This window comes from Nocardia sp. NPDC049935 (genome assembly GCF_055586645.1).
The window spans coordinates 580,563-600,776 of the sequence record NZ_JBVJHV010000002.1 but is presented as its reverse complement, the minus strand read 5'-3'; the positions used below and the strand labels follow the sequence as shown (position 1 = coordinate 600,776).

At 70.5% G+C, this 20,214-nt stretch carries 21 protein-coding genes; 12 read left to right on the top strand and 9 right to left on the bottom strand.

All coding sequences use genetic code 11. The features are described from left to right. Window positions 1-151: 151 nt before the first annotated feature. Both ACZ6SF_RS11025 and ACZ6SF_RS11020 read left to right on the top strand, forming a co-directional pair. A complete protein-coding gene (locus ACZ6SF_RS11025; RefSeq protein WP_450000924.1) occupies window positions 152-307 on the top strand; it encodes a hypothetical protein in 156 nt (51 codons plus the stop codon). Between the two features lie 181 nt (window positions 308-488). Further along, entirely contained in the window at window positions 489-758 is a 270-nt protein-coding gene (locus ACZ6SF_RS11020) for a hypothetical protein (protein ID WP_466061880.1), read from the top strand. Between the two features lie 52 nt (window positions 759-810). Here ACZ6SF_RS11020 and ACZ6SF_RS11015 read toward each other — a convergent pair whose 3' ends face one another. Next, a complete protein-coding gene (locus tag ACZ6SF_RS11015; RefSeq protein ID WP_466061879.1) occupies window positions 811-1,407 on the bottom strand; it encodes a TetR/AcrR family transcriptional regulator in 597 nt (198 codons plus the stop codon). A gap of 101 nt (window positions 1,408-1,508) precedes the next feature. Between ACZ6SF_RS11015 and ACZ6SF_RS11010 the strand changes: the two genes are divergently transcribed. Next, complete coding sequence (locus ACZ6SF_RS11010; RefSeq protein WP_466061878.1) at window positions 1,509-2,390, top strand: alpha/beta fold hydrolase; 882 nt, start codon at window positions 1,509-1,511, stop codon at window positions 2,388-2,390. Window positions 2,391-2,444: 54 nt separating this feature from the next. Here the strand turns inward: ACZ6SF_RS11010 and ACZ6SF_RS11005 are convergent, their stop codons facing one another. The 5 genes from ACZ6SF_RS11005 to thiE form a co-directional block, all read right to left on the bottom strand. Further along, complete coding sequence (locus ACZ6SF_RS11005) at window positions 2,445-3,050, bottom strand: response regulator (protein ID WP_466061877.1); 606 nt, start codon at window positions 3,048-3,050, stop codon at window positions 2,445-2,447. After that, window positions 3,047-4,246, bottom strand: coding sequence for a sensor histidine kinase (locus ACZ6SF_RS11000; RefSeq protein WP_466061876.1), 1,200 nt, complete (start codon window positions 4,244-4,246; stop codon window positions 3,047-3,049). Before ACZ6SF_RS11000 ends, ACZ6SF_RS11005 begins: the two co-directional genes overlap by 4 nt. A 108-nt stretch (window positions 4,247-4,354) precedes the next feature. After that, on the bottom strand, window positions 4,355-5,131 hold the full coding sequence (locus tag ACZ6SF_RS10995; RefSeq protein ID WP_466061875.1) for an ABC transporter permease: 777 nt from the start codon (window positions 5,129-5,131) through the stop codon (window positions 4,355-4,357). A gap of 1 nt (window position 5,132) precedes the next feature. After that, window positions 5,133-6,083: an ABC transporter ATP-binding protein gene (locus ACZ6SF_RS10990; RefSeq protein ID WP_466061874.1), complete on the bottom strand. Its 951-nt coding sequence runs from the start codon at window positions 6,081-6,083 to the stop codon at window positions 5,133-5,135. Window positions 6,084-6,193: 110 nt separating this feature from the next. Next, a complete protein-coding gene (thiE, locus tag ACZ6SF_RS10985; protein ID WP_466061873.1) occupies window positions 6,194-6,889 on the bottom strand; it encodes a thiamine phosphate synthase in 696 nt (231 codons plus the stop codon). 33 nt (window positions 6,890-6,922) lie between these two features. On the opposite strand from thiE, the gene thiO reads away from it, so the two are divergent. The 6 genes from thiO to ACZ6SF_RS10955 all read left to right on the top strand — a co-directional run bounded on the left by thiO (window position 6,923) and on the right by ACZ6SF_RS10955 (window position 12,276). Continuing rightward, a complete protein-coding gene (gene thiO / locus ACZ6SF_RS10980) occupies window positions 6,923-8,038 on the top strand; it encodes a glycine oxidase ThiO (protein WP_466061872.1) in 1,116 nt (371 codons plus the stop codon). Continuing rightward, the gene (gene thiS / locus ACZ6SF_RS10975; protein ID WP_466061871.1) at window positions 8,035-8,268 is read left to right on the top strand and encodes a sulfur carrier protein ThiS; all 234 of its coding nucleotides are present in this window, start codon (window positions 8,035-8,037) and stop codon (window positions 8,266-8,268) included. Before thiO ends, thiS begins: the two co-directional genes overlap by 4 nt. Continuing rightward, a complete protein-coding gene (gene thiG / locus ACZ6SF_RS10970) occupies window positions 8,240-9,019 on the top strand; it encodes a thiazole synthase (protein ID WP_466061870.1) in 780 nt (259 codons plus the stop codon). The genes thiS and thiG overlap by 29 nt, the downstream gene beginning before the upstream one ends. Before the next feature lie 129 nt (window positions 9,020-9,148). Next, the gene (locus ACZ6SF_RS10965) at window positions 9,149-10,156 is read left to right on the top strand and encodes an ABC transporter ATP-binding protein (protein WP_466061869.1); all 1,008 of its coding nucleotides are present in this window, start codon (window positions 9,149-9,151) and stop codon (window positions 10,154-10,156) included. Next, a complete protein-coding gene (locus ACZ6SF_RS10960) occupies window positions 10,156-10,923 on the top strand; it encodes an ABC transporter permease (protein ID WP_466061868.1) in 768 nt (255 codons plus the stop codon). Before ACZ6SF_RS10965 ends, ACZ6SF_RS10960 begins: the two co-directional genes overlap by 1 nt. A 399-nt stretch (window positions 10,924-11,322) precedes the next feature. After that, window positions 11,323-12,276 carry an adenylate/guanylate cyclase domain-containing protein gene (locus ACZ6SF_RS10955; protein WP_466061867.1) on the top strand — a complete coding sequence of 318 codons (954 nt, stop codon included), beginning with the start codon at window positions 11,323-11,325 and terminating at the stop codon, window positions 12,274-12,276. A 7-nt stretch (window positions 12,277-12,283) separates the two neighbouring features. On the opposite strand, the gene ACZ6SF_RS10950 is transcribed toward ACZ6SF_RS10955, so the two are convergent. After that, the gene (locus ACZ6SF_RS10950) at window positions 12,284-13,261 is read right to left on the bottom strand and encodes a LysR family transcriptional regulator (RefSeq protein ID WP_466061866.1); all 978 of its coding nucleotides are present in this window, start codon (window positions 13,259-13,261) and stop codon (window positions 12,284-12,286) included. Between the two features lie 152 nt (window positions 13,262-13,413). Between ACZ6SF_RS10950 and dnaE the strand changes: the two genes are divergently transcribed. Further along, entirely contained in the window at window positions 13,414-16,953 is a 3,540-nt protein-coding gene (gene dnaE, locus ACZ6SF_RS10945) for a DNA polymerase III subunit alpha (protein WP_466061865.1), read from the top strand. A 5-nt stretch (window positions 16,954-16,958) separates the two neighbouring features. Here the strand turns inward: dnaE and ACZ6SF_RS10940 are convergent, their stop codons facing one another. Further along, entirely contained in the window at window positions 16,959-18,044 is a 1,086-nt protein-coding gene (locus tag ACZ6SF_RS10940; protein ID WP_466061864.1) for a fatty acid desaturase family protein, read from the bottom strand. Between the two features lie 219 nt (window positions 18,045-18,263). Between ACZ6SF_RS10940 and ACZ6SF_RS10935 the strand changes: the two genes are divergently transcribed. Then, window positions 18,264-19,136: a P1 family peptidase gene (locus ACZ6SF_RS10935; protein WP_466061863.1), complete on the top strand. Its 873-nt coding sequence runs from the start codon at window positions 18,264-18,266 to the stop codon at window positions 19,134-19,136. Window positions 19,137-19,245: 109 nt separating this feature from the next. Further along, on the top strand, window positions 19,246-19,722 hold the full coding sequence (locus tag ACZ6SF_RS10930; protein WP_466061862.1) for a hypothetical protein: 477 nt from the start codon (window positions 19,246-19,248) through the stop codon (window positions 19,720-19,722). A gap of 33 nt (window positions 19,723-19,755) precedes the next feature. On the opposite strand, the gene ACZ6SF_RS10925 is transcribed toward ACZ6SF_RS10930, so the two are convergent. Next, on the bottom strand, window positions 19,756-20,211 hold the full coding sequence (locus ACZ6SF_RS10925; RefSeq protein ID WP_466061861.1) for a deaminase: 456 nt from the start codon (window positions 20,209-20,211) through the stop codon (window positions 19,756-19,758). Window positions 20,212-20,214 lie beyond the last annotated feature (3 nt).

The window sequence follows — 20,214 nt, the reverse complement described above, 5'->3', positions numbered from 1 at the left end:
CCGTGGCGGCGGGCGGGGACGGTGCGTGCCCGCGGCGGATGAGTTCAGCATCACAGGCGCCCCAGAAAAAAGCAAGCACGCGTGCTTGTTAACCGCCGAGACCCCTCCCCGAACCCCGGCCACCGGGTACGACCAGGCAAAATGTCCTGACGTGTCCACCGATGTCGCTGTCGTACTGCTGTTCACCCTCGCCGGTTTCCTGATCGGCGGCGCCTACACCACCTGGAAGACCACTCGCCCGCTCGCCATCGCCCTGGGCGTTGCCGCCGCCCTCGCCGCGGCGGCCGCGGTGCTCTGGCTGCTGTAGCCGCCCACCCGGGCGGCAGTATCCCGTAACCTTTTTCACAGTCCGGATTTCCCTGCGAGGTTTCCCGCGCGTGCGGGCGGGGCACTATGCCTGCGGTGGGTTACCGGACCGGGCCGGACACCACCCGGCACGCTCGACCCCGGATCGATTCGCGCTCCGGGCGCGCGTAGGAGGACACGTAGTGCGTTCTATCAAGGCGGGTCTCGTGGCGACGGCCCTGGCCGCTGCCGCCGTTGCGGGCGCCGCGCCCGCCCAGGCCGAACCCGCGCCGGCGCCGCCGACGGAGATCCTCTCCATCGATATCAACCTGCTGGGTTGCTCGATCGGCGCCGGATTGGGACTCGACCTGCTGCTCTCGCTGGGAAGCGGCAGCAGCAGTGGATCCAACATCGGGGTATCCCAGGGTCTGGCGACCCGGCTGAAAATGGCCGGCTGCCTGCCCTGGACCTGATGTAGACGCGCCGGCCCTGCCCATCTGCGCCGGGCAGGGCCGGCGCACCCCCCTAGCTCCCGGACGAACCCCCCAGCATGAGATCGAGCAGGTGGTCCACGAGCCGCACCGCCGATTCCGCGGTGTAGTGCCCGGGCAGCATCCCCTGGGCGATTCCCCCGACGGCGGCGAGGATGATCTCGGCGTTCGGATCGGCCGAATCCGCTGACCCGCCGCGCCTGAGCTGTTCGGCGACAACGCTCACCAACGCCCGGGGCGCGGCCAGGGTCTCCTCGGCCGTGATACCCCGGCCCGCGATGGCGGCGGTATTGAAGGCCCCCAGAACGATCGCCTCCTCGCGGCGCGGATCGTCGAGCGGGAGCAATTCGGTGAGAACAGCGCGGATGGATTCGCGCGATCCGGCTCCCGGCGGCAGCTCCGCCATTCGTTTCGCGAAACGCGCCCCGGCGTCCTGCATCACCGACCGGTGGGTGGCCAGCAGGAATTCTCGTTTGGTGCCGAAGTAGTACTGCACCAGCCGTATCGACAACCCGGCTTCGGCCGCGACCGTCTGGAAGGTCACCGACTCCAGACCGCCCGCGACGATCACCCGCCGGGTGGCGTCCGTGATCACCCGGCGCCGCACCTCGTGATCGACCAACCGTGGCACGAGTTCGGCCACCTTCCTTCCGCATCCGGCCCCTACGGCTGGATGGTATACCCATACCATTTATATGGTATGTTCATATCACCAACGGCGAGAGGGAGACCATGCCGAAAACGGGGAGATTCACCAGCGACGACGCGAAGGCCGCCCACCGGCGCGCCTACGACGCCCTGGCCGCGCGCTGGCCGGTACCGTCCACGACCTCGGATGTGGAAACGTCCTTCGGGACCACATATGTGCGCAGGTCCGGGGCGGGCGAGGGCGCACCGATCCTGCTGCTGCCCGGTATCGCGGGAAACGGGACGGTCTGGCACCGGTTCATCGCGGATCTCGCCCGTGACCACGTGGTCTACACCCCGGATGTCATCGGATGGCCGGGTCGCTGCGTACAGACCGCGCCGCTGCGCGACGGCGCCGATATCGCGCGATGGGTGGTGGAGACGCTCGACGGGCTCGGAGTGGAGCGGGTGCATCTGGCCGGGAATTCACTCGGCACCTGGCTGGCGGGGATGGTCGGGGTGTACCACAGTGAGCGCCTGGCGAGTCTCACCATGTTCGAACCCGGTGGCGCCACCTTCACCAAACCGAGTCCGAGCCTGCTGTTCAAATTCCTGCTCGTCGGCATGCGGCCGACCCCGGAGCGTATGCGGAAGTTCAACCAGTGGCTCACCCCGCGTGCCGAACTGGACGCCGAGGAACTGGCGATGGCCGCCGCGGCGGCGAAATTCCGGCCCGGGATGCCGTGGGACCGCATGCTCACCGATGAGCAGATGACCGCGCTGACCGCACCGCTGCTGGTGCTCTACGGCGCCGAGACGGTGGTCAGCGATCCCGCGGCCGGAGCCGCGCGCATCCGGAAGTTCATTCCCACCGCGGAAGTAGAGACCTATCCGGGGGTGGGACACGATCTGCTCTGGGCCGACCCGGAACAGGTGATCCCGCGCTTCCTCGACTTCATCGACAGCCACGACCAGGTGCGCGCCTGAGCGATCCGCCCCACGGGTCCGCCGCGGTCCACGCACCGTCGCGGCGCCCGGGCGTCAGAGCCAGCCCATTCTCTCCGCGGCCCGCACCGCCTCCGCACGGGTCCGGGTCGAGGTCTTGCCGATCGCGGCGGACAGGTGGTTGCGGACGGTGCCCTCCGACAGGTGCAGCCGGCCGGCGATCACCGCCGCCGTCGACCCGTCCGCGGCCGCGGCCAGGACTTCGCGTTCCCGGGCGGTCAGCGGAGAGGTTCCCGCGGTCAGGGTTTCGGTGGCCAGCGCCGGATCCACCACCCGCAACCCCATATGCACCCGCCGTACCGCGTCGGCCAGTTCCCGCGCCGGGGTGTCCTTGACCACGAAACCACTCGCGCCCGCGTCGATCGCCCGGCGCAGATAACCGGGTCGGCCGAACGTCGTCACCACGAGCACGCGAACACCGGGATGCGTCGCGCGCAGTTGTGCCGCGACCTCGATACCGTCCGGGCCGGGCATCTCCACATCGAGCAGCACCACATCCGGGCCGGTGCGCGCGACCGCGTCGAGCACCTCGTCGCCCCGGCCGACCTCGGCGACCACCTCGAGGTCGGATTCCAGCCCGAGCAGGGCGGCGAGCGCGCCCCGGACCAGTGCCTGATCATCGGCCAGCAGCAGGCGGATCAACTCGGGCCCCTTTCTCGCGACGCGACCGTGACGACAACGCGCACTCCTCCTCCGGCCGGTTCCGAGACCGTCAGGGTCGCGCCCGCGGCGCGGGCCCGCTCCCGGAGGGCGGCCGGCCCCGCCCCGGCCGGGGTGGCGCCCAGCCCGCGGCCGTCGTCGGTCACCTCGATTCGCGTCGGCGATACGGTCACCGTGCAGTGGCGGGCAGCACTGTGGCGGACCACGTTGGTGACCGCCTCGCGCAGAACCCAGCCGAACAGTTCGTGCTCGCCCGGCGGGAGCCGCGACGGGTCGGGTAGATCGGCCACGATATCCGCGGCCGCCAGGGCACTGCGGGCGTTGGCCAGTTCGCCGCGCAAGGTCACCTCGCGCAGGCCCCCGACGGTATCGCGGACACCGGCCAGCGCCTCGCGGGCGAGCTCCTCGATATCGGCGAGCTCGGCCCGGGCCCGGTCGATATCGAGATCGACGAGGCGGCGGGCGAGCTCGGTTTTCACGGTGATGACGGTGAGCGAATGGCCGAGGATATCGTGCACGTCGCGGGCGACCCGGTCGCGCTCGGCGGCAAGCGCCAGTTCGGCCCGCTGCCGGCGGGCCAGTTCGGTGAGCCGCGCACCCCGCACCCCGATCTGCCGGAGCACCCAGATCAGCGCCGGAACGAAGGCCACCGACCACGGCACCTCCGCCAGTCGCGCAACGAACAGCGGCGGCAGCAGAATCGCCAGTGAGACGGCCAGGCAGATCCAGCCGGACTCGCGCGGGGTCAGCCGGAATACCGCGACGACCGCGAGATAGAGAACGGTGGGCACGGCGGCGGCTCCGAGCAACGCCACCAGCGCGCCGACGCAGACAACCATCCCCGCGAGCACCGCCCCGGTGAGCGCCGGAGGGACGCGGCGGTGCGCGGCCCACGACCCCTCGGCAGCGGTGCCCGACCCCGAAGGCCCGGTGAACGCCGCGACGATCAGCACCGCGTAACCGAGCAGAACCACCGATTCGAGTGCCGCCGCGGGCTGATCACCTTCCCGCCAGTCCTGCAGGATCCGCGGAATCAGGTACCCGAGCCAGATCACCGCCAGGATCGCCCCGAACCGGCCGCGGCGGGTACCGTCCGCGGCGAAAGCGCTGTGACCGGCCACCCGGTCCAGGAAGCCGGACAACCGCCCGCCCGGCAGCGTATCCGCGGGCGCGCTCACGACCGGCTCCGGAATGCGCGGAAACCGCCCGCCCCGCCGGGGAGCGGACGGCCCCTACGGTGGTCGATCACGAGAACCGACCGTACCGACACCGGGGTGGCCGCCGGTTCAGCGGGCGGTATCACGGCGGAACATCATCGCCGCGCCACCGGCGAAGAGCGTGGTCCATACGACGAGGTTCACGACGGCCAGGGCGATCGCGCCACCCCCGGTCTCACCGAACGGCATCCGGACCAGTGTCGCGACACCGTGTGTGGGTACCAGCGTCGAGAGGGTCCCGAGCCACCCGTGCAGAGGTACGAACAGCCCACCGCCGAACGACAGCGCGGCCAGCACCGGACCCAGGATCTGCAGGACGTTCTCCGACGGCAGCAGGTACCCCACGAACAGCCCGAAGGCCGCGAACACGAGTGAACATGCCCAGGCCAGCACAAAGCAGGAGACCCAGGCGAGGGCCGTGAGCCGGGCACCCGACAGCGCGCCGACGGCGAACACGACGCTCACCGAGACGAACGCGAGCACCATGGCGACCGCGACCTTGGTGGCGATATAGGCCGCCGGGCGCAGCGGGGTCAGCCGCAACTGGCGGCTCCAGCCCTGTGCCCGTTCGATCGCCACCATGGCGCCGGCTCCGGTGGTCGCGACCATCGCGCCGTACACGGCCATCGACACCATCACATAGCCGGTGACATTGCCCGACCCGAACGATTCGGCGCGGAAGTCCGATTGCAGACCGAACAGCGCGAACAACAGCGGCGGCATGAGCAGGGTGATCAGCAGGGTGCGCCGGTTACGCAGCAGGCGGCGTACTTCCATCCGCAGGAAGGCGGGCCGGAATCCGAGGGGCAGGCGGTCGCCGGTCGGCAGGAGTTCGGCGGTGGTCATCTCAGTTGTCTCCGGTGGTGAGGGTGAGGAACGCGGATTCGAGGTTGTGCGAGGAGATCTCCAGATCCGTCGCGGCGGTGGCGGTGAGCAGGTAGCGGGCCACGGTGTCGGAATCGCCGGTGTGGATCACGACCCGGTCGCCGGCCAGTTCGACCTCGTCCACGCCGGATACGGCGAGCAATCCGGCCGGGTCGGCGCCGGGCAGGGTCGCGCGGACGGTGCGTCCGGCGGCGAGATTCTTGATCTGGGCGGGGGTACCGTCGGCGATCACCTTTCCGGCCCGCACCAGCACGATGCGGTCGGCGTAGGTATCGGCCTCGTCGAGGTAGTGCGTCGCGAAGACGACGGTGCGGCCGCGACGGGAATCGGCGCGCAGGGCGTTCCAGAAGGCGCGCCGACCCTCGACGTCCATACCGGTGGTCGGCTCGTCCAGCACCATGAGATCGGGATCGGGCAGCAGCGCGAGCGCGAACCGCAACCGCTGCTGCTGCCCGCCGGAGCATTTACCGACCCGGCGCCGGGCGATATCGAGGATTCCGGCGCGTTCGAGCACCTCGGTCACCGGACGCGGCCGCGGATGCAGCGCCGCCACCAGTTCGACGGTCTCGGTCACGGTGAGATCGGGTAGCAACCCGCCGGTCTGCAGTACCGCGGCGACCCGGCCCGCGGCGATCGCCCGCGCCGGCGGCTGCCCGAAGATCCGGGTCGCGCCGGAGTCCGGCGCTGTCAGGCCGAGCACCATATCGAGGGTCGTGGTCTTACCCGCGCCGTTCGGACCGAGGAAGGCCACGATCTCCCCGGGCGCGATCACCAGGTCCAGCCCGTCGACGGCCCGGATCTCCGAACCGTCCGGAGCGCGGAAGCTCTTGCGCAACTCGCGGAGTTCGATCGCCGCGGGCCCGTTCCCGGCGGGCGCCGGGGCGACCGGCGCTGTCGTCACTGTCGATGTCATGACTCCACCGTCGCTCGAAAGCCCGGCGGATCCTTCGCACGAGTGTCATCGATCGACCATGACGAACGTCATGGTCGATCGGCGTGCTCCGCCCGGACCCGGCCCGGTGGTCAGGCCTGCAGCAGTGCGGCCTTGAGGTCGCGGGCGGCCGCTTCGGGGTCGGCGGCGGCGGTGATCGCGCGCACGACCACGATGCGTTCGGCGCCCGCGTCCACCACCTCCGGCAGGGTCGCGCCGTCGATCCCGCCGATGGCGAACCAGGGCATGACCGGCTGCGCGGCGGCGGTGCCGCGGACCAGTTCCAGACCGGCGGGGTCGCGGCCGGGTTTGGTGGGGGTCGCCCAGACCGGACCGGTGCAGAAGTAGTCGATATGTTCGTCGGCGGCGGCCAGCCGGGCCTGCTCCGCGTCGTGGGTGGACTGGCCGATCACCACCTCGGCGCCGAGGATGCGCCGCGCGTACCACGGGGGCAGATCCTGCTGTCCCAGGTGCAGTACGTCGGCATTGGCGGCCAGCGCGATATCGGCGCGATCGTTGACCGCCAGCAACGCGCCGTGACGGCGGGTCGCGGCCTTCAGTTCGGCGAGTGCGGCGAGTTCACCCTTGGCCTCGAGCGGGCCGAACCGCTGCTCGCCCGGCGAGCCCTTGTCGCGGAGCTGAATGATGTCGACACCGCCGGCCAGCGCGGCGTCCGCGAACTCCGCGAGGTCGCCTTTCTCACGGCGGGCGTCGGTGCACAGGTAGAGCCTGGCAGTCGCGAGTCGGTCGCGCGGTGGCAGCGTTCGGCGAGCGGAGGACTGTTGCACAACTGCCACGGTAGCCGCGCTAACGTGGAGGCGTTGCACGAGGTAGGAGGTGACGTGGTGGCCGTGCGCGAACCCTCCGTCGCCGTCGTGGGCGGTGGTGTCATCGGACTGGCCGTGGCCTGGCGGGCCGCGGAGTCCGGACCGGCGGTGACCCTGTTCGATCCGGCTGTGGGCTCGGGCGCGTCGTGGGTGGCCGGCGGCATGCTGGCACCGCTGTCCGAGGGCTGGCCCGGCGAGGACGCCGTCCTCGCCTTCGGCGCGGCCGCGCTCGCGAGCTGGCCCGGATTCGCCCGGCGGCTCGAGGCCGCCACCGGCGTGGATGTCTTCGTGGCCGCCGAAACCCTGACCGTCGCCCAGGACGCCGCCGATGCCGCGGATCTGCGCACGGTCGCCGACTGGGTCGGCGAACGCGGGCACGACCTGCGACTCCTGGACCGGGCCGGGGTGCGGGCGCTGGAACCCGGGCTGGCCCGTGGTGTCCGGGCCGGGCTGCTGGCCGCCGCCGAACCGGCCGTCGACAACCGGCGGCTGGTCACCGCCCTGCGCAAGGCCGTCGCGGAGGCCGGGGTCGTGGTGGACCCCACCCCCGTCCGCGACCTGGGCCACCTCGATCACGACCGGATCGTGCTGGCCGCGGGCGCGGCCTCGGCGCAGCTGTGGCCGGGCCTGGCGGTACGCCCGCTCAAGGGCGAGATCCTGCGATTACGGCACCGGCCGGGCGCCCAGCCGCCGCCGGCCCGGGTGGTCCGCGGGCGCGTCCACGGACGGCCGATCTACTTCGTCCCCCGCGACGACGGCGTCGTGCTCGGGGCGACCCAGTACGAGGCCGGTTTCGATACCACCGTCACCGTGGCCGGGGTCCGTGATCTGATCGCCGACGCCGAGGCCCTGCTGCCCGGAATCGGCGAATACGAACTGGCCGAGGCGAGCGCCGGATCGCGGCCCGCGACACCGGACAACCTGCCGCTGCTCGGCCCCCTGTCCGATCGCGTGATCGCCGCCACCGGTCACGGCCGCAATGGCATGCTGACCTGTGCGCTCACCGCCGAGGCGGTACTCGCCGAACTCGGCGGGCAGCCGCTGGCCGAGGCCGCGGCGGCGGATCCGCACCGGTTCGCGGCATCCACACCCTCAGGAGGAAGTCGATGACACTGTCATCCGCATCCGGATCATCCGTGCCCATCGGGGTCACGGTGAACGGCACCGAACACGAGTTCGGCGACCCGCTCAGCGTGCGTGAGCTGCTGGAACGGCTGGAACTGCCGTGCCGGGGCGTGGCGCTGGCGGTCAACGGCGCGGTATTCCCGAAATCCCGCTGGGACGAGCCGGTGGGGCGCGGCTGGGAGATCGATGTGCTCACGGCGGTCCAAGGTGGCTGACGACACGCTCGCTATCGCCGACCGCACCTTCGGTTCCCGGCTCATCATGGGGACCGGCGGCGCGGAGAACCTGACGGTGCTGGAGGAAGCGCTGCTGGCCTCCGGAACCGAACTCACCACGGTCGCCATGCGCCGGGTCGACGCCGCCGGCGGCACCGGTGTCCTCGATCTGCTGAAACGCCTCGATATCGCGCCGCTGCCCAATACCGCGGGCTGCCGGACCGCCGCCGAGGCGGTGCTCACGGCACAGCTGGCGGCCGAGGCGCTGGACACCACCTGGGTCAAACTCGAGGTCGTCGCCGACGAGCGCACCCTGCTGCCCGACCCGATCGAACTCGTGGACGCCGCGGAACAGCTGGTCGACGCCGGTTTCACCGTTCTGCCGTATACCAATGACGATCCGGCCCTGGCCCGGCGGCTCGAGGACATCGGCTGCGCGGCGGTGATGCCGCTGGGCGCGCCGATCGGCACCGGCCTGGGTATCGGGAACCCGCACAATATCGAGATGATCGTGAGCCGCGCGCAGGTGCCGGTGATCCTGGACGCCGGTATCGGCACCGCCAGCGACGCCGCGCTGGCCATGGAGCTCGGCTGTTCGGCCGTCCTGCTGGCCACCGCGGTCACCCGGGCCAAACAGCCCGCACTCATGGCGGCCGCCATGGCCGACGCGGTGCGGGCCGGGCATCGCGCCCGGGAGGCGGGGCGGATCCCCAAACGGTTCTGGGCCCAGGCGTCCTCCCCCGGTCTGTAGGCCGGCCGGACGGGGGTGAACCCCGACGCCCCGGGGTGGTCACCGGGGGCGGGGTCATCCTCCAGGATGACGGCGGGTCACGACCAACGGGCGACGCGCGTGGGCCCGTCATAGGGCATGCTGGTCGGCATGATCGAAGTCCGGGGCTTGACCAAGCACTACGGGCAGACCGTCGCCGTCCAGGATCTGACCTTCACCGTGCGACCCGGCCAGGTCACCGGGTTCCTGGGACCCAACGGCGCCGGTAAGTCCACCACCATGCGCATGATTCTCGGCCTGGACCGGCCGACCGCGGGCACCGCCCTGATCAACGGGCAGCCCTACGGCCGGTTACGCCAGCCGTTGCGTGAGGTCGGCGCGCTGCTCGACGCCAAATGGGTCCATCCCAACCGCTCGGCCCGCGCCCACCTGGAGTGGATGGCGGCCTCCAACAACCTGCCCAAATCGCGGGTCGAGGAGGTCCTGCGCCTGGTCGGCCTGTCCGAGGTCGCCGGGAAATCGGCCGGCGGGTTCTCCCTCGGTATGTCGCAGCGGCTGGGCCTGGCGGGCGCGCTGCTGGGGGACCCGAAGGTGCTGCTGTTCGACGAACCGGTCAACGGCCTGGACCCCGAGGGCATTCTGTGGATCCGCCGGTTCATGCAGCGGCTCGCCGCCGAGGGCCGCACGGTGCTGGTGTCGAGCCATCTGCTCTCGGAGATGTCGCAGACCGCCGACCACCTCGTGGTGATCGGCCGGGGCCGGCTCATCTCCGATTCCACCACCTCCGAATTCATCGAACGCGCCTCCGAATCGTCGGTGCGGGTCCGCAGCCCCCAGCTCGACGAACTGCGCAGCCTGCTCACCTCGAACGGGATGACGGTCAAACAGAACGACGGCAACGCCGACGGTGCGGCCCTGGTGGTCAGCGGTGTCACCAGCGACGCGGTCGGCGCCCTGGCCGGCGAGCACAACATCACCCTCTTCGAACTCGCCCCCCAGCGGGGCTCGCTGGAGGAGGCGTTCATGCGCATGACCGGCGGCGATGTCCAATATCACGGGGAAGTCGGCCCCGAGGGGGATGTGGCCGCGCTCGTCGCCGAGGCCGCCGCGACCCCCACGCCGCAGAGTCCGGCACAGACCGTCGGAGGTACCAAGTAATGGGCGTGATCGCCGCCGAACGAATCAAACTCACCTCGACCCGGTCGCCCTGGTGGTGCTCGGTGATCGTGGTGGCGCTGGCTGTCGGCTTCGCCGCACTGTTCGGGTTCATCGGGCGGATCGCCGCCGATGATCCACAGGCCTCGGGAGCGCCCGCGCTCACGGTCGACACCGCGTTCCTCGGAATAACCGGTTTCGGTGTCATGGTGCTGGCCATCATGGCCACCCTGACCGTGACCAGCGAATACCGATTCGGCATCATCCGCACGACCTTCCAGGCCGTGCCGAACCGCACGAAGGTGATCGGCGCCAAGGCCGGCCTGGTCGGTATCTACGCGGCGGTGCTGACCACCGTGCTGGCGTTCGCCGCCTACGCGGTCGCCAAAGCCGTTGCCGGCGATGCCGGATCGACGCTTCTGCTCGACGGCAACTGGCGCGCGCTCTACGCGATCCCGGTACTGGCCTTCCTCAATGTGGTGCTCGCCATCGCGGTGGGAGTGCTGGTGCGGCAGTCGGCCGCGGCGATATCACTGATCGTGCTCTGGCAGCTGATCATCGAACCGCTGGTCGGAGCGCTGGGTAAGGTGGGACGTGAGATCGGTGCGTTCCTGCCGTTCCAGAACGCGAGCCGCTTCGCGACCATGGACGACTCGATGACCTCGGCGAACTGGCACTGGGGTGCGTGGGGCAGCCTCGTCTACTTCATCGCCTTCGTCGCGGTCGTCGCCGGTATCGCGGTCGTGGTGCTCAACCGGCGCGACGCCTGACCCCGAAACGACCCGAGCCGCTTCCCTCGCCGCTCGGGTAGTGGGTAGCGCGACCTTGTCGGGAGGATCGCGCGCCCCGCGCCTCGGAGGCCACTGCCCGGCCCCGGGGTGCTCGCACCACCGGCCCGGCGCCGACACGCCGGGCCGGTGGTCGTAATCACAAAACTGGTCATTTGTCCTGCTGATCGATGTCGTGGCTGTGACACCGGATCGGGAACGCGATTTGCCCGTAACCGCCAGTTCACCTCCCACAGTGCGACCGTCGCTACGATCGGTTCAGGCACCACACGTTTTCCATCGGCGGACCCAACGGCGTGCCGCACTCCTCCGATAGAGAGGTGACAGGTGACGATTCTCAGCATTCCCCCCGCGTCCGAACCCCTGAGATACCCTCGGGGCGTGAACGAAAACCCCTCCGGCAGCGCCGTACCGGAGCCGGAGGTCGACAGCGCCGCCGCGGAAGGCGCCGGCCGTACACAAACCCCGCGCCAACGGCGCACCAAGATCGAACTGGCCCCCGTCCACGAGGACGGCGAGGGCCCCTCGAGTGCCGTTCCGCGGCCCCTCGCCGGCCCGCTCTCCGCGTTCGTCAACGCCGCGAACCAGCGCCCGGACGTCATCGAGGTCCTGCGCCGCGCCCGCCACCAGCTTCCCGGCGATCCGGCGTTCGGCGATCCGCTCTCGGTGAGCGGTCCGGGTGGCGCGCGCGCCGTGGCCCGCGCCGCCGACCGGCTGGTCGGCGACAACCCCAGCGCCGCCCGCGAAATAGGTTTCGGTGCGCTGCAGGTCTGGCAGGCGATGCTCGAACGCCTCGGCCGCGGTAAAGGCACCGAGGAGATGACGGTGATGTTCACCGATCTGGTGTCCTTCTCGTCGTGGTCGCTCACCGCCGGCGACGAGGCCACCCTCGACCTGCTGCGCAAGGTCGCCCGGGCCATCGAACCCCCCATCGCCGAACGCGGCGGTCACGTGGTCAAACGGATGGGCGACGGCGTGATGGCGGTATTCCCCTCCGCCGATCGCGCCGTCCAGGCCGCCATCGCCGCGCGCCGCAATCTCGCGGAGATCGCCGTGGGCAGTTACCGGCCGCGCATGCGGATCGGCCTGCACACCGGTTCACCGCGCGAGATCGGCGGCGACTGGCTGGGCGTGGACGTCACCATCGCCGCCCGGGTGATGGAGGCGGCCGGCAACGGTCGCATGATGATCTCCGAATCCACCCTCGCCGCGCTGGCCCCGGAAACCCTCGACGAACTCGGCCACACCGCCCGCCCCTATCGGCGCAGTTTCTTCGCCGCACCGCTGAGCGGGGTGCCGGAGGATCTGCGGATCTACCGGGTCAGTTCCTCCTGAGCGCCGCTCAGGAGACGAACAGGGCCCGGTCGGGGGCCGGGATCCAGCAGCCCCGAGCGGCGTCCCGGTTGTAGCCGTCGCGGAAATGGGCGATCAGCGCGGCCAGCCCGGGATGCGGGTCGGTCCGGTCCCACAGCAGCGCGTGCGGATAGGCCGGTGCCGGATCGACCACGCGGACCCGGCGGATATGCGGATGCCAGGGCAGTTCGAAACCGTCGCCGTTGAACGTCGACAGGGTGCCGGACCCGGCGATATGGTCCAGCAGCGCCTCGATCGGCGCGGGCCCCCGGTCGGCATCGGGGAACAGCTCCGCGCGCGGCGTACGGTCGACGATCACACCGCTGAACCGGCTCAGGCTGTCGTAGAAGTCCGCCCACTCCGACGGGACCGCCGCCCCGGGCACCCAGACGGTCTCCCCCGCGAGTTCGGCCAGGGAGACGGCCTCGCGGCCCGCCAGCGGGTGGTCCCGCCCGACCAGCAGGTGCAGTACATCGAGGTACGCGGGGATCGCGGCGATATGAGCGGGTAGCGGCCGCGGGCCGCCGTGCGCGCGGGCGAACGCGACATCCGCGCGCCCGCCCAGCAGGGCGTCGCGGGAGGTCACATAGGCGTTGGAGAGCACCAGCTCGATATCGGCGCCGGGATCGCGGGCCAGGTAGAAGCGCATCGCCCGCATCTCGGCGGCGCGTTCCCCGAGTACCGCGACCCGCAGCGGTCCGGGATGCGCGCTCGCGGTGGCGACCGCCTCGTCCGCCAGGGCCAGTAGCGCCCGCGCGTGGGCATGGAATCGCCGCGCGGCGGCGGTCGGCTCCGCCCCGGTGGGAACCCGGTCGAACAGCGCGGTGCCGAGCTGCCCCTCCAATCGCGCGATCCGCTTGGACACCGCCTGCTGGCTGATACCGAGCACCCCGGCGGCCAGCCCGAACTGGCCCTCGTCGGCCACCGCGAGAAAGGCCCGCACGGTCGCCAGATCGAGATCGGTCACACTGCCTCCGCCTACATCCATCGGTTGTCGGACAACACGTGTCGATTGTTCGACCACCCGCTGCTGTCCTGGTCATATGTAGCCCGAACGACCATATAGGCCGCCCGGATCCGACAACCGGACGGTATCCGGATCGAGGGCACGGGGTATCGATGGCGAACGCGTCTTTCGTGCATCTGCACAACCACACCGAGTACTCGATGCTCGACGGTATGGCCAAAGTGGACCCGCTGTTCGCCGAGGCCGAACGGCTGGGTATGCCGGCGGTGGGAATGACCGATCACGGCAATATGTACGGGGCGGCGGAGTTCTTCCGGCGATCCCGGCAGTCCCCGGTGACGCCGATCATCGGTATCGAGGCGTATATCGCACCGGAATCCCGGTTCTCGGGTAGGCGGGTGTTCTGGGGCGATCCGGCGCAGAAGTCCGACGATATCTCCGGCTCCGGCGCCTATCTGCATATGACGCTGTTCGCCCGCAACGCCACGGGTCTGCGCAATCTGTTCCGGCTGTCGTCGCGGGCGTCGTTCGAAGGGCAGCTCGGGAAATGGCCGCGAATGGACGCCGAGCTGATCGCCGAACACTCCGCGGGCCTGTTCGCCACGACGGGATGCCCGTCCGGTGAGGTCCAGACACGCCTGCGGCTGGGGCAGTTCGACGCCGCCTACGCGGCGGCCGGACGGTGGCGCGATATCTTCGGCCCGGAGAACTTCCTGCTCGAGGTGATGGACCACGGTCTTTCGATCGAGCGCCGGGTCCGCGCGGATCTGCTCGCCGTGGGCGCGAAGGCCGGACTTGCGCCGGTGGCCACCAACGACTGTCACTATGTGCTGCGGCAGCAGGCCGCGGCGCACGAGGCGATGCTGTGCGTCCAGACCGGCCGGACGCTGTCGGACCCCACCCGGTTCCGCTTCGACGGCGACGGCTACTACCTGAAATCCGCGGCCGAGATGCGGGCACTGTGGGACGACGAGGTGCCCGGCGCCTGCGACACCACGCTCGCCGTCGCCGAACGCATCGAACCCTACGACGAGGTCTGGGAATTCCGTGACCGGATGCCGGTGTTCCCGGTGCCCGAGGGCCATTCCGAGGACAGCTGGCTGCGGCACGAGGTGGCCGCCGGACTGCGCTGGCGCTTCCCCGGGGGCGTCCCCGGCGGCTACCACGCCCGCGCCGATTTCGAACTGGACATCATCCGCGACAAGGGTTTTCCCGCGTATTTCCTGGTGGTGGGTGATCTGGTGGCGCACGCGCGGCGAGTGGGCATCCGGGTCGGCCCCGGCCGGGGATCGGCGGCGGGTTCGCTGGTCGCCTACGCGCTGGCGATCACCAATATCGACCCCATCGAACACGGATTGCTGTTCGAACGCTTCCTCAATCCGGAGCGGCCGTCGGCGCCCGATATCGATATCGACTTCGACGACCGCCGCCGCGGCGAGATGATCCGCTACGCCACCGAACGCTGGGGCGCGGACAAGGTCGCCCAGGTGATCACCTTCGGCACCATCAAGACCAAGGCCGCCCTCAAGGACGCCGCGCGCGTGCAGTTCGGCCAGCCGGGGTTCGCGCTCGCCGACCGGATCACCCGGGCGCTGCCGCCGCCCGTGGCCGCCAAGGACATCTCGGTCGCCGGGATCACCGACCCCGGCCACGAACGCTACGGCGAGGCGGCGGAGGTGCGGGCGCTCATCGACGCCGACCCCGATATGCGCCGGATCTACGACACCGCCGCCGGACTCGAGGGGATGGTGCGCGGCGCCGGCGTGCACGCGTGCGCGGTGATCCTGTCCAGCGAACCGCTACTCGATGTGGTGCCGCTGTGGAAGCGCCCGCAGGACGGGGCCGTCATCACGGGTTGGGACTATCCGTCGTGTGAGGCGATCGGCCTGCTCAAAATGGATTTCCTGGGCCTGCGCACGCTCACCGTGATCGGCGACTGTCTCGCCGATATCCGAGACAACCGCGGTATCGAGATCGACCTCGACACCCTCGCGCTCGACGATGCCGCCACCTACGCCATGCTCGCGCGCGGGGACAACCTCGGTGTGTTCCAGATGGATTCGGCGGGGATGCGCGAACTGCTGCTGCGGATGGCGCCCACCGAGTTCAACGATCTGGTGGCCTCCAACGCCCTGTACCGGCCGGGCCCGATGGGGGTCGGCGCGCACTGGGCCTACGCCGACCGCAAGAACGGCCGGGAGGCCGTGCGCCCGATCCACCCCGACCTCGACGCACCGCTGCGCGAGATCCTCGCCGAAACCTACGCGCTGATCGTCTATCAGGAACAGATCATGCAGATCGCGCAACAGGTCGCCGGGTATTCGCTCGGCCAGGCCGATCTGCTGCGCCGTGCCATGGGCAAGAAGAAACCGGAGGTCTTGGCCCAGGAGTTCGAGAACTTCCGCGACGGAATGCGTGCCAACGGCTACCGCGACGAGGCCGTCACCGCGCTGTGGGAGGCGGTGCTGCCGTTCGCCGGGTACGCCTACAACAAATCCCATGCCGCCGGATACAGCCTGGTGATGTACTGGACGGCCTATCTCAAGGCCAACCATCCCGCCGAATTCATGGCCGCCCTGCTCACCTCGGTGGGCGACGACAAGGACAAATCGGCGGTATATCTGGCCGACTGCCGTAAACGCGGGATCCGCGTACTCCCACCGGATGTCAACGAGTCGGCGGCCACCTTCACCAGCGTCGGCGGCGATATCCGGTTCGGCCTCGGCGCCGTGCGCAATGTCGGGGAACCGGTGGTGGCGGCCGTGGAACGCGCGCGGGCGCGGGCGGGCGCGTTCCGCGGGTTCTCCGACTACCTGGCCCGGGTCGACGCCGCCGCCTGCGCGAAGAAGGTGGTCGAATCGCTGATCAAGGCCGGCGCGTTCGATTCGCTGGGGCATTCGCGCAAGGGGCTGCACCTGATCCACGCCGAGGCCGTCGACGCGGTGATGAGCACCAAGAGGGCGGCGGCCCGCGGGCAGTTCGACCTGTTCTCCGGCGACACCGGAGATCCGGATATCGCGGCGGACGTCTTCGAGGTCCCGGTCCCGCAGCAGGAATGGGAGACCGGGCAGCGGCTCGGTTTCGAGCGGGAGATGCTGGGACTCTATGTTTCCGGCCATCCGCTGGACGGTCTGGCCGGTGTCCTGGCCGCGGCCGGTGATACGCCCATCGCCGCCCTGCGCGACGGCGCGGTACCGCACGGCCGCCGGATCGCCGCCGCCGGGATCATCGCGGGTATCGACCGGCGGGTCACCAAGAAGGGTGAACCGTGGGCGATCGTCCGGCTCGAGGATCTCGAGGCCGCGGCCGAGTTCCTGTTCTTCCCCGGCTCCTACGACCGAACCGCCGGGCTACTGGCCGAAGACGCCGTGGTACGGATCGAAGCGCAGGTCAGCGTGCGCGACGGCCGCCGTTCCCTGCTCGGCGAAGGGGTCACGGTCCCCGATCCGCGGGCCGCGGGGGCGGGCCCGCCGCTGACCCTCGCCGTCACCAGCGCCGCCTGCACACCCGCTACGGTGCGCGCGCTGCGGGAGACACTGCAGCGCCACCCGGGCGGCACCGAGGTCCGCATCGAGCTGATGTGCGCCGACGGGCCCCGGCTGCTCGGCCTCGACCCGAGATTCCGGGTCGCGGCCGCACCGGCCCTCATGGGAGAACTGAAAGCCCTGTTCGGGCCGGGATGCCTGCGGTGACGTGATCAGCCGGCGGCCGCCCCACCGCGCAGCGACTTCCCGACGGTGTTCAGATGCCCCACCGACCGGGTGTAGGAGGCGAGGAAACCGGTCTCGCAGTAGGGGACGCCGATCTCGGCGCAATAGTGCGCCACCATCGGCTGGGCCCGGCGCAGATTGGGCCGGGGCATGGACGGGAAGAGATGGTGCTCGATCTGGTAGTTCAGCCCGCCGAAGGCCGTATCGATCACCGGCCCGCCCCGCACGTTGCGCGAGCTGAGTACCTGGCGGCGCAGGTAGTCGGTGTTGTCGCCCGCCGGGAACACCGTCATCCCCTTGTGGTTCGGAGCGAAGGTGACACCCATGTAGAGCCCGAACAGCCCCTGCTGGAGCAGGACGAACACGATCGCCTTGCCGGGTGAGAGCACCGTGAACACCACGGCGAGGTATCCGGCGGCGTGGGCGAACAGCGTCGCCGCCTCCACCCAGCGGTTCCCGATATCGCGGCGGACGATGGCCTTGACGCTCGCGCCGTGCAGGCTCCAGCCCTCGAGCAGCAACATCGGGAAGAACAGCCAGCCCTGATACCGGAAGATGAACCGGCGGATACCGCGGCCCGCGCGGGCCCGGGCGCTGGAATGCGCCAGCACACCCATGATGTCCGGATCGGCGTCCTCGGTATTGGGGTGGGCGTGGTGGCGGTTGTGATTACTCGTCCACCAGCCGATGCTCACCCCGATCGCCAGGTTGCCGAAGAACAGTCCGAGCAGGTGGTCGCGGCGGCGGTCGCCGGTGATCTGCCGGTGTCCGGCATCGTGGCCGAGAAAGGCGAACTGGGGGAACACGGCGGCGAGGAAGACCGCGGCGGCCAAGGTCCACCACGAGTCGCCGATGGAGATGACGGCCACCCAGCCGGCCAGCAGCGCGAGGGTGGCGGCGGCGCCCTTCCAGACGTAATACCCCGGCCGCCGTTCCAGCAGGCCGGCATCGCGCACCCGGTTCAGCAGCACCGAATAATCGCTGCGCCGCGCGGTGCGCACGGCCCGGCCCGTGGGTGGGAGCTGCGGTGCGGGTTCGACGGTAGGGGGACGTTCGGCGGCACGGGCCGTCATATTCTTCACCGATCTCTGCAGAGATTTCACTGCGCCGGGAGGTCACGGCGGCGCACGTCCTCGTCGACTGTTGCCTGCAGACTACCGGGAACCGGTGAACTCTCCGGACCACCCGTCCCCCGCGGATCCCGCGCTCGGCGCGACACCCGCGATCGGTGTCATGATCGATGGCGTAGCAACGGATTCGAGTAACGCCGTCGAGCAGAGATCGGAGAGCGAGTGGGTATCGGCATCCCCGGCGTACAGGTCGGCCACTGGACGGACCCCGAGGGGGAGACGGGCTGCACCGTCCTGGTGCTGCCGGAGGGCACCGTGGCCTCCTGCGAGGTTCGCGGCGGCGCACCGGCCAGCCGCGAACTCGACGCCCTGTCCCCCGATAAGGCGGTGGTCTCGGTCGACGCCGTCGTGCTGACCGGCGGTTCCGCCTTCGGCCTCGCGGCCGCCGACGGTGTGCTGCGCTATCTGGAACAACAGGACCGCGGCGTACCGACTCCGGCCGGGAAGGTGCCGATCGTCCCCACGCTGGCCCTGTTCGACCTCGGCGCGGGCGACCCCACCGCCCGGCCGACCGCGGAATCGGGCTATCTGGCCGCCGGGGCGAGCACCGGACCGCAGATCCTGCGCGGCCGGCTCGGCGCGGGGACCGGCGCCTACACCGCGCACTGGCGGGGCCCGGAGCAGCGGCGCCCGGGTGGGCTCGGCTACGCCGAACGCCGCCTCGGAGATCTGGTGGTCGGCGCGTTGTGCGCGGTGAACGCCTTCGGCGATATCGACCTCGGCGGGGCCGATATCGCGCTGCACGCCGTGGCCCGTCTCGAGGGCGGGTTCGATTTCGACCACGCCCGCGCCCACACCACCATCGGCGCGGTCGTCACCAACGCCCGGCTGGACAAACCGAGCTGCCGCATCGTCGCCCAGGGCGCGCACGACGGCCTCTCCCGCGCGCTGACCCCGCCCCACACCCGGTTCGACGGTGACGGCTTCGTCGCCGCGGCCACCGGCCGGGTCGACGCGCATGTCGACACCGTCCGGCTGATGGCGCTGGCCGCCGTGGTCGATGCGATCCGATCCGTGGCGACCACCGAAAGCTGACCGTCACCGCAGGTGAGAGCGGTGTGGCCGATCCGGACGGCCGACGGCTCCGAAGACAGGTTGCGCGACTCATAGCAATTTTCGATCAGTCTTCGGAGAGGAGCACGAGTTGTTTCGTCGTGTGATGTGCGCGGTTCTGCTGGCTGCCGGAACCACCGCGGCCGCCGGGGCCGGAGGTCCGGCGCACGCCGAGCCCGACTGCGGCACCAGCCTGCGGTCCTACAGCGGCGGTCTCCCGCTGAGCCTCGGATACCCCGGAGACGACCACGATTTCCCGGCGCCGGAAGCCATCCGTCTCCTCCCGAACCGCAAGGCGGCGTTCCCCGTCGTCGCGACCGCGCCCGGCATCCGGGCCCAGGGGTACCGGGGCACCTGGAATATCGATGCCGGCACCGCCGAGCTGACGGTCAAGATGACCGTGGACGCCGACAGCCGGATGCTCGCCAATACCGCCACACTCACGGTGCGACCCACCCGGTGCGGCGGCCGGCTGGTGGAGGAGCTGGGCGGCACCGTCACCTGGGGCAGCGGCCGCAGCGTCGCCGTCACCGTGCTCAACCCGCCCTCCCCGGAATCCTTCTTCTGATCGGACCCGGGCCGACGAGGTTCGCCGGCCCGGTCAGGACAGGTCGAGGTGACGGTTCATCGCCATGGCGGCCTCGGCCAGATCCGGCAGCTCCACCACCCGGACCCCGTGCGCCTCCAATTTCTCGACGCCCACACAGTTCTCGACGAACGTCGACGGCTCCCGCCAGGCGATCACCACCGTCGGGATCCCGGCGGCGACAACGCGGTCGGTACAGGGCAACCGGCTCTTGGTCGCCCGCTCCGAACAGGGCTCGAGCGTGCTGTAGAGAGTGGCGCGCCGCAGCCGCGGGTCGTCGGGGTCGAGTTCGGCCAGCGCGGCCTCCTCGGCATGTTCCTTGGGATCGGATTTCCGGGAATAGCCCGAGGCGATCTCCGCGCCGTCGGCGACGATCACCGCCCCCACCGAGAACGCTCCGGGCGCCACGGGACTCTCGCGCGCCAGTTCGATCGCCCGCCGCATCCAGTGACGATGGTCGGGTTCGGGCATCGG

What these genes read in the sequence shown, in the direction of transcription:
- ACZ6SF_RS10925 (WP_466061861.1), bottom strand. Translation starts at nt 20,211, where the DNA reads ATGCCCGAACCCGACCATCGTCACTGGATGCGGCGGGCGATCGAACTG.
- thiG (WP_466061870.1), top strand. Translation starts at nt 8,240, where the DNA reads ATGTGCTCACGGCGGTCCAAGGTGGCTGACGACACGCTCGCTATCGCC.
- thiS (WP_466061871.1), top strand. Translation starts at nt 8,035, where the DNA reads ATGACACTGTCATCCGCATCCGGATCATCCGTGCCCATCGGGGTCACG.
- ACZ6SF_RS10940 (WP_466061864.1), bottom strand. Translation starts at nt 18,044, where the DNA reads ATGACGGCCCGTGCCGCCGAACGTCCCCCTACCGTCGAACCCGCACCG.
- ACZ6SF_RS11010 (WP_466061878.1), top strand. Translation starts at nt 1,509, where the DNA reads ATGCCGAAAACGGGGAGATTCACCAGCGACGACGCGAAGGCCGCCCAC.
- ACZ6SF_RS10995 (WP_466061875.1), bottom strand. Translation starts at nt 5,131, where the DNA reads ATGACCACCGCCGAACTCCTGCCGACCGGCGACCGCCTGCCCCTCGGA.
- ACZ6SF_RS10960 (WP_466061868.1), top strand. Translation starts at nt 10,156, where the DNA reads ATGGGCGTGATCGCCGCCGAACGAATCAAACTCACCTCGACCCGGTCG.
- ACZ6SF_RS10965 (WP_466061869.1), top strand. Translation starts at nt 9,149, where the DNA reads ATGATCGAAGTCCGGGGCTTGACCAAGCACTACGGGCAGACCGTCGCC.
- dnaE (WP_466061865.1), top strand. Translation starts at nt 13,414, where the DNA reads ATGGCGAACGCGTCTTTCGTGCATCTGCACAACCACACCGAGTACTCG.
- ACZ6SF_RS10990 (WP_466061874.1), bottom strand. Translation starts at nt 6,083, where the DNA reads ATGACATCGACAGTGACGACAGCGCCGGTCGCCCCGGCGCCCGCCGGG.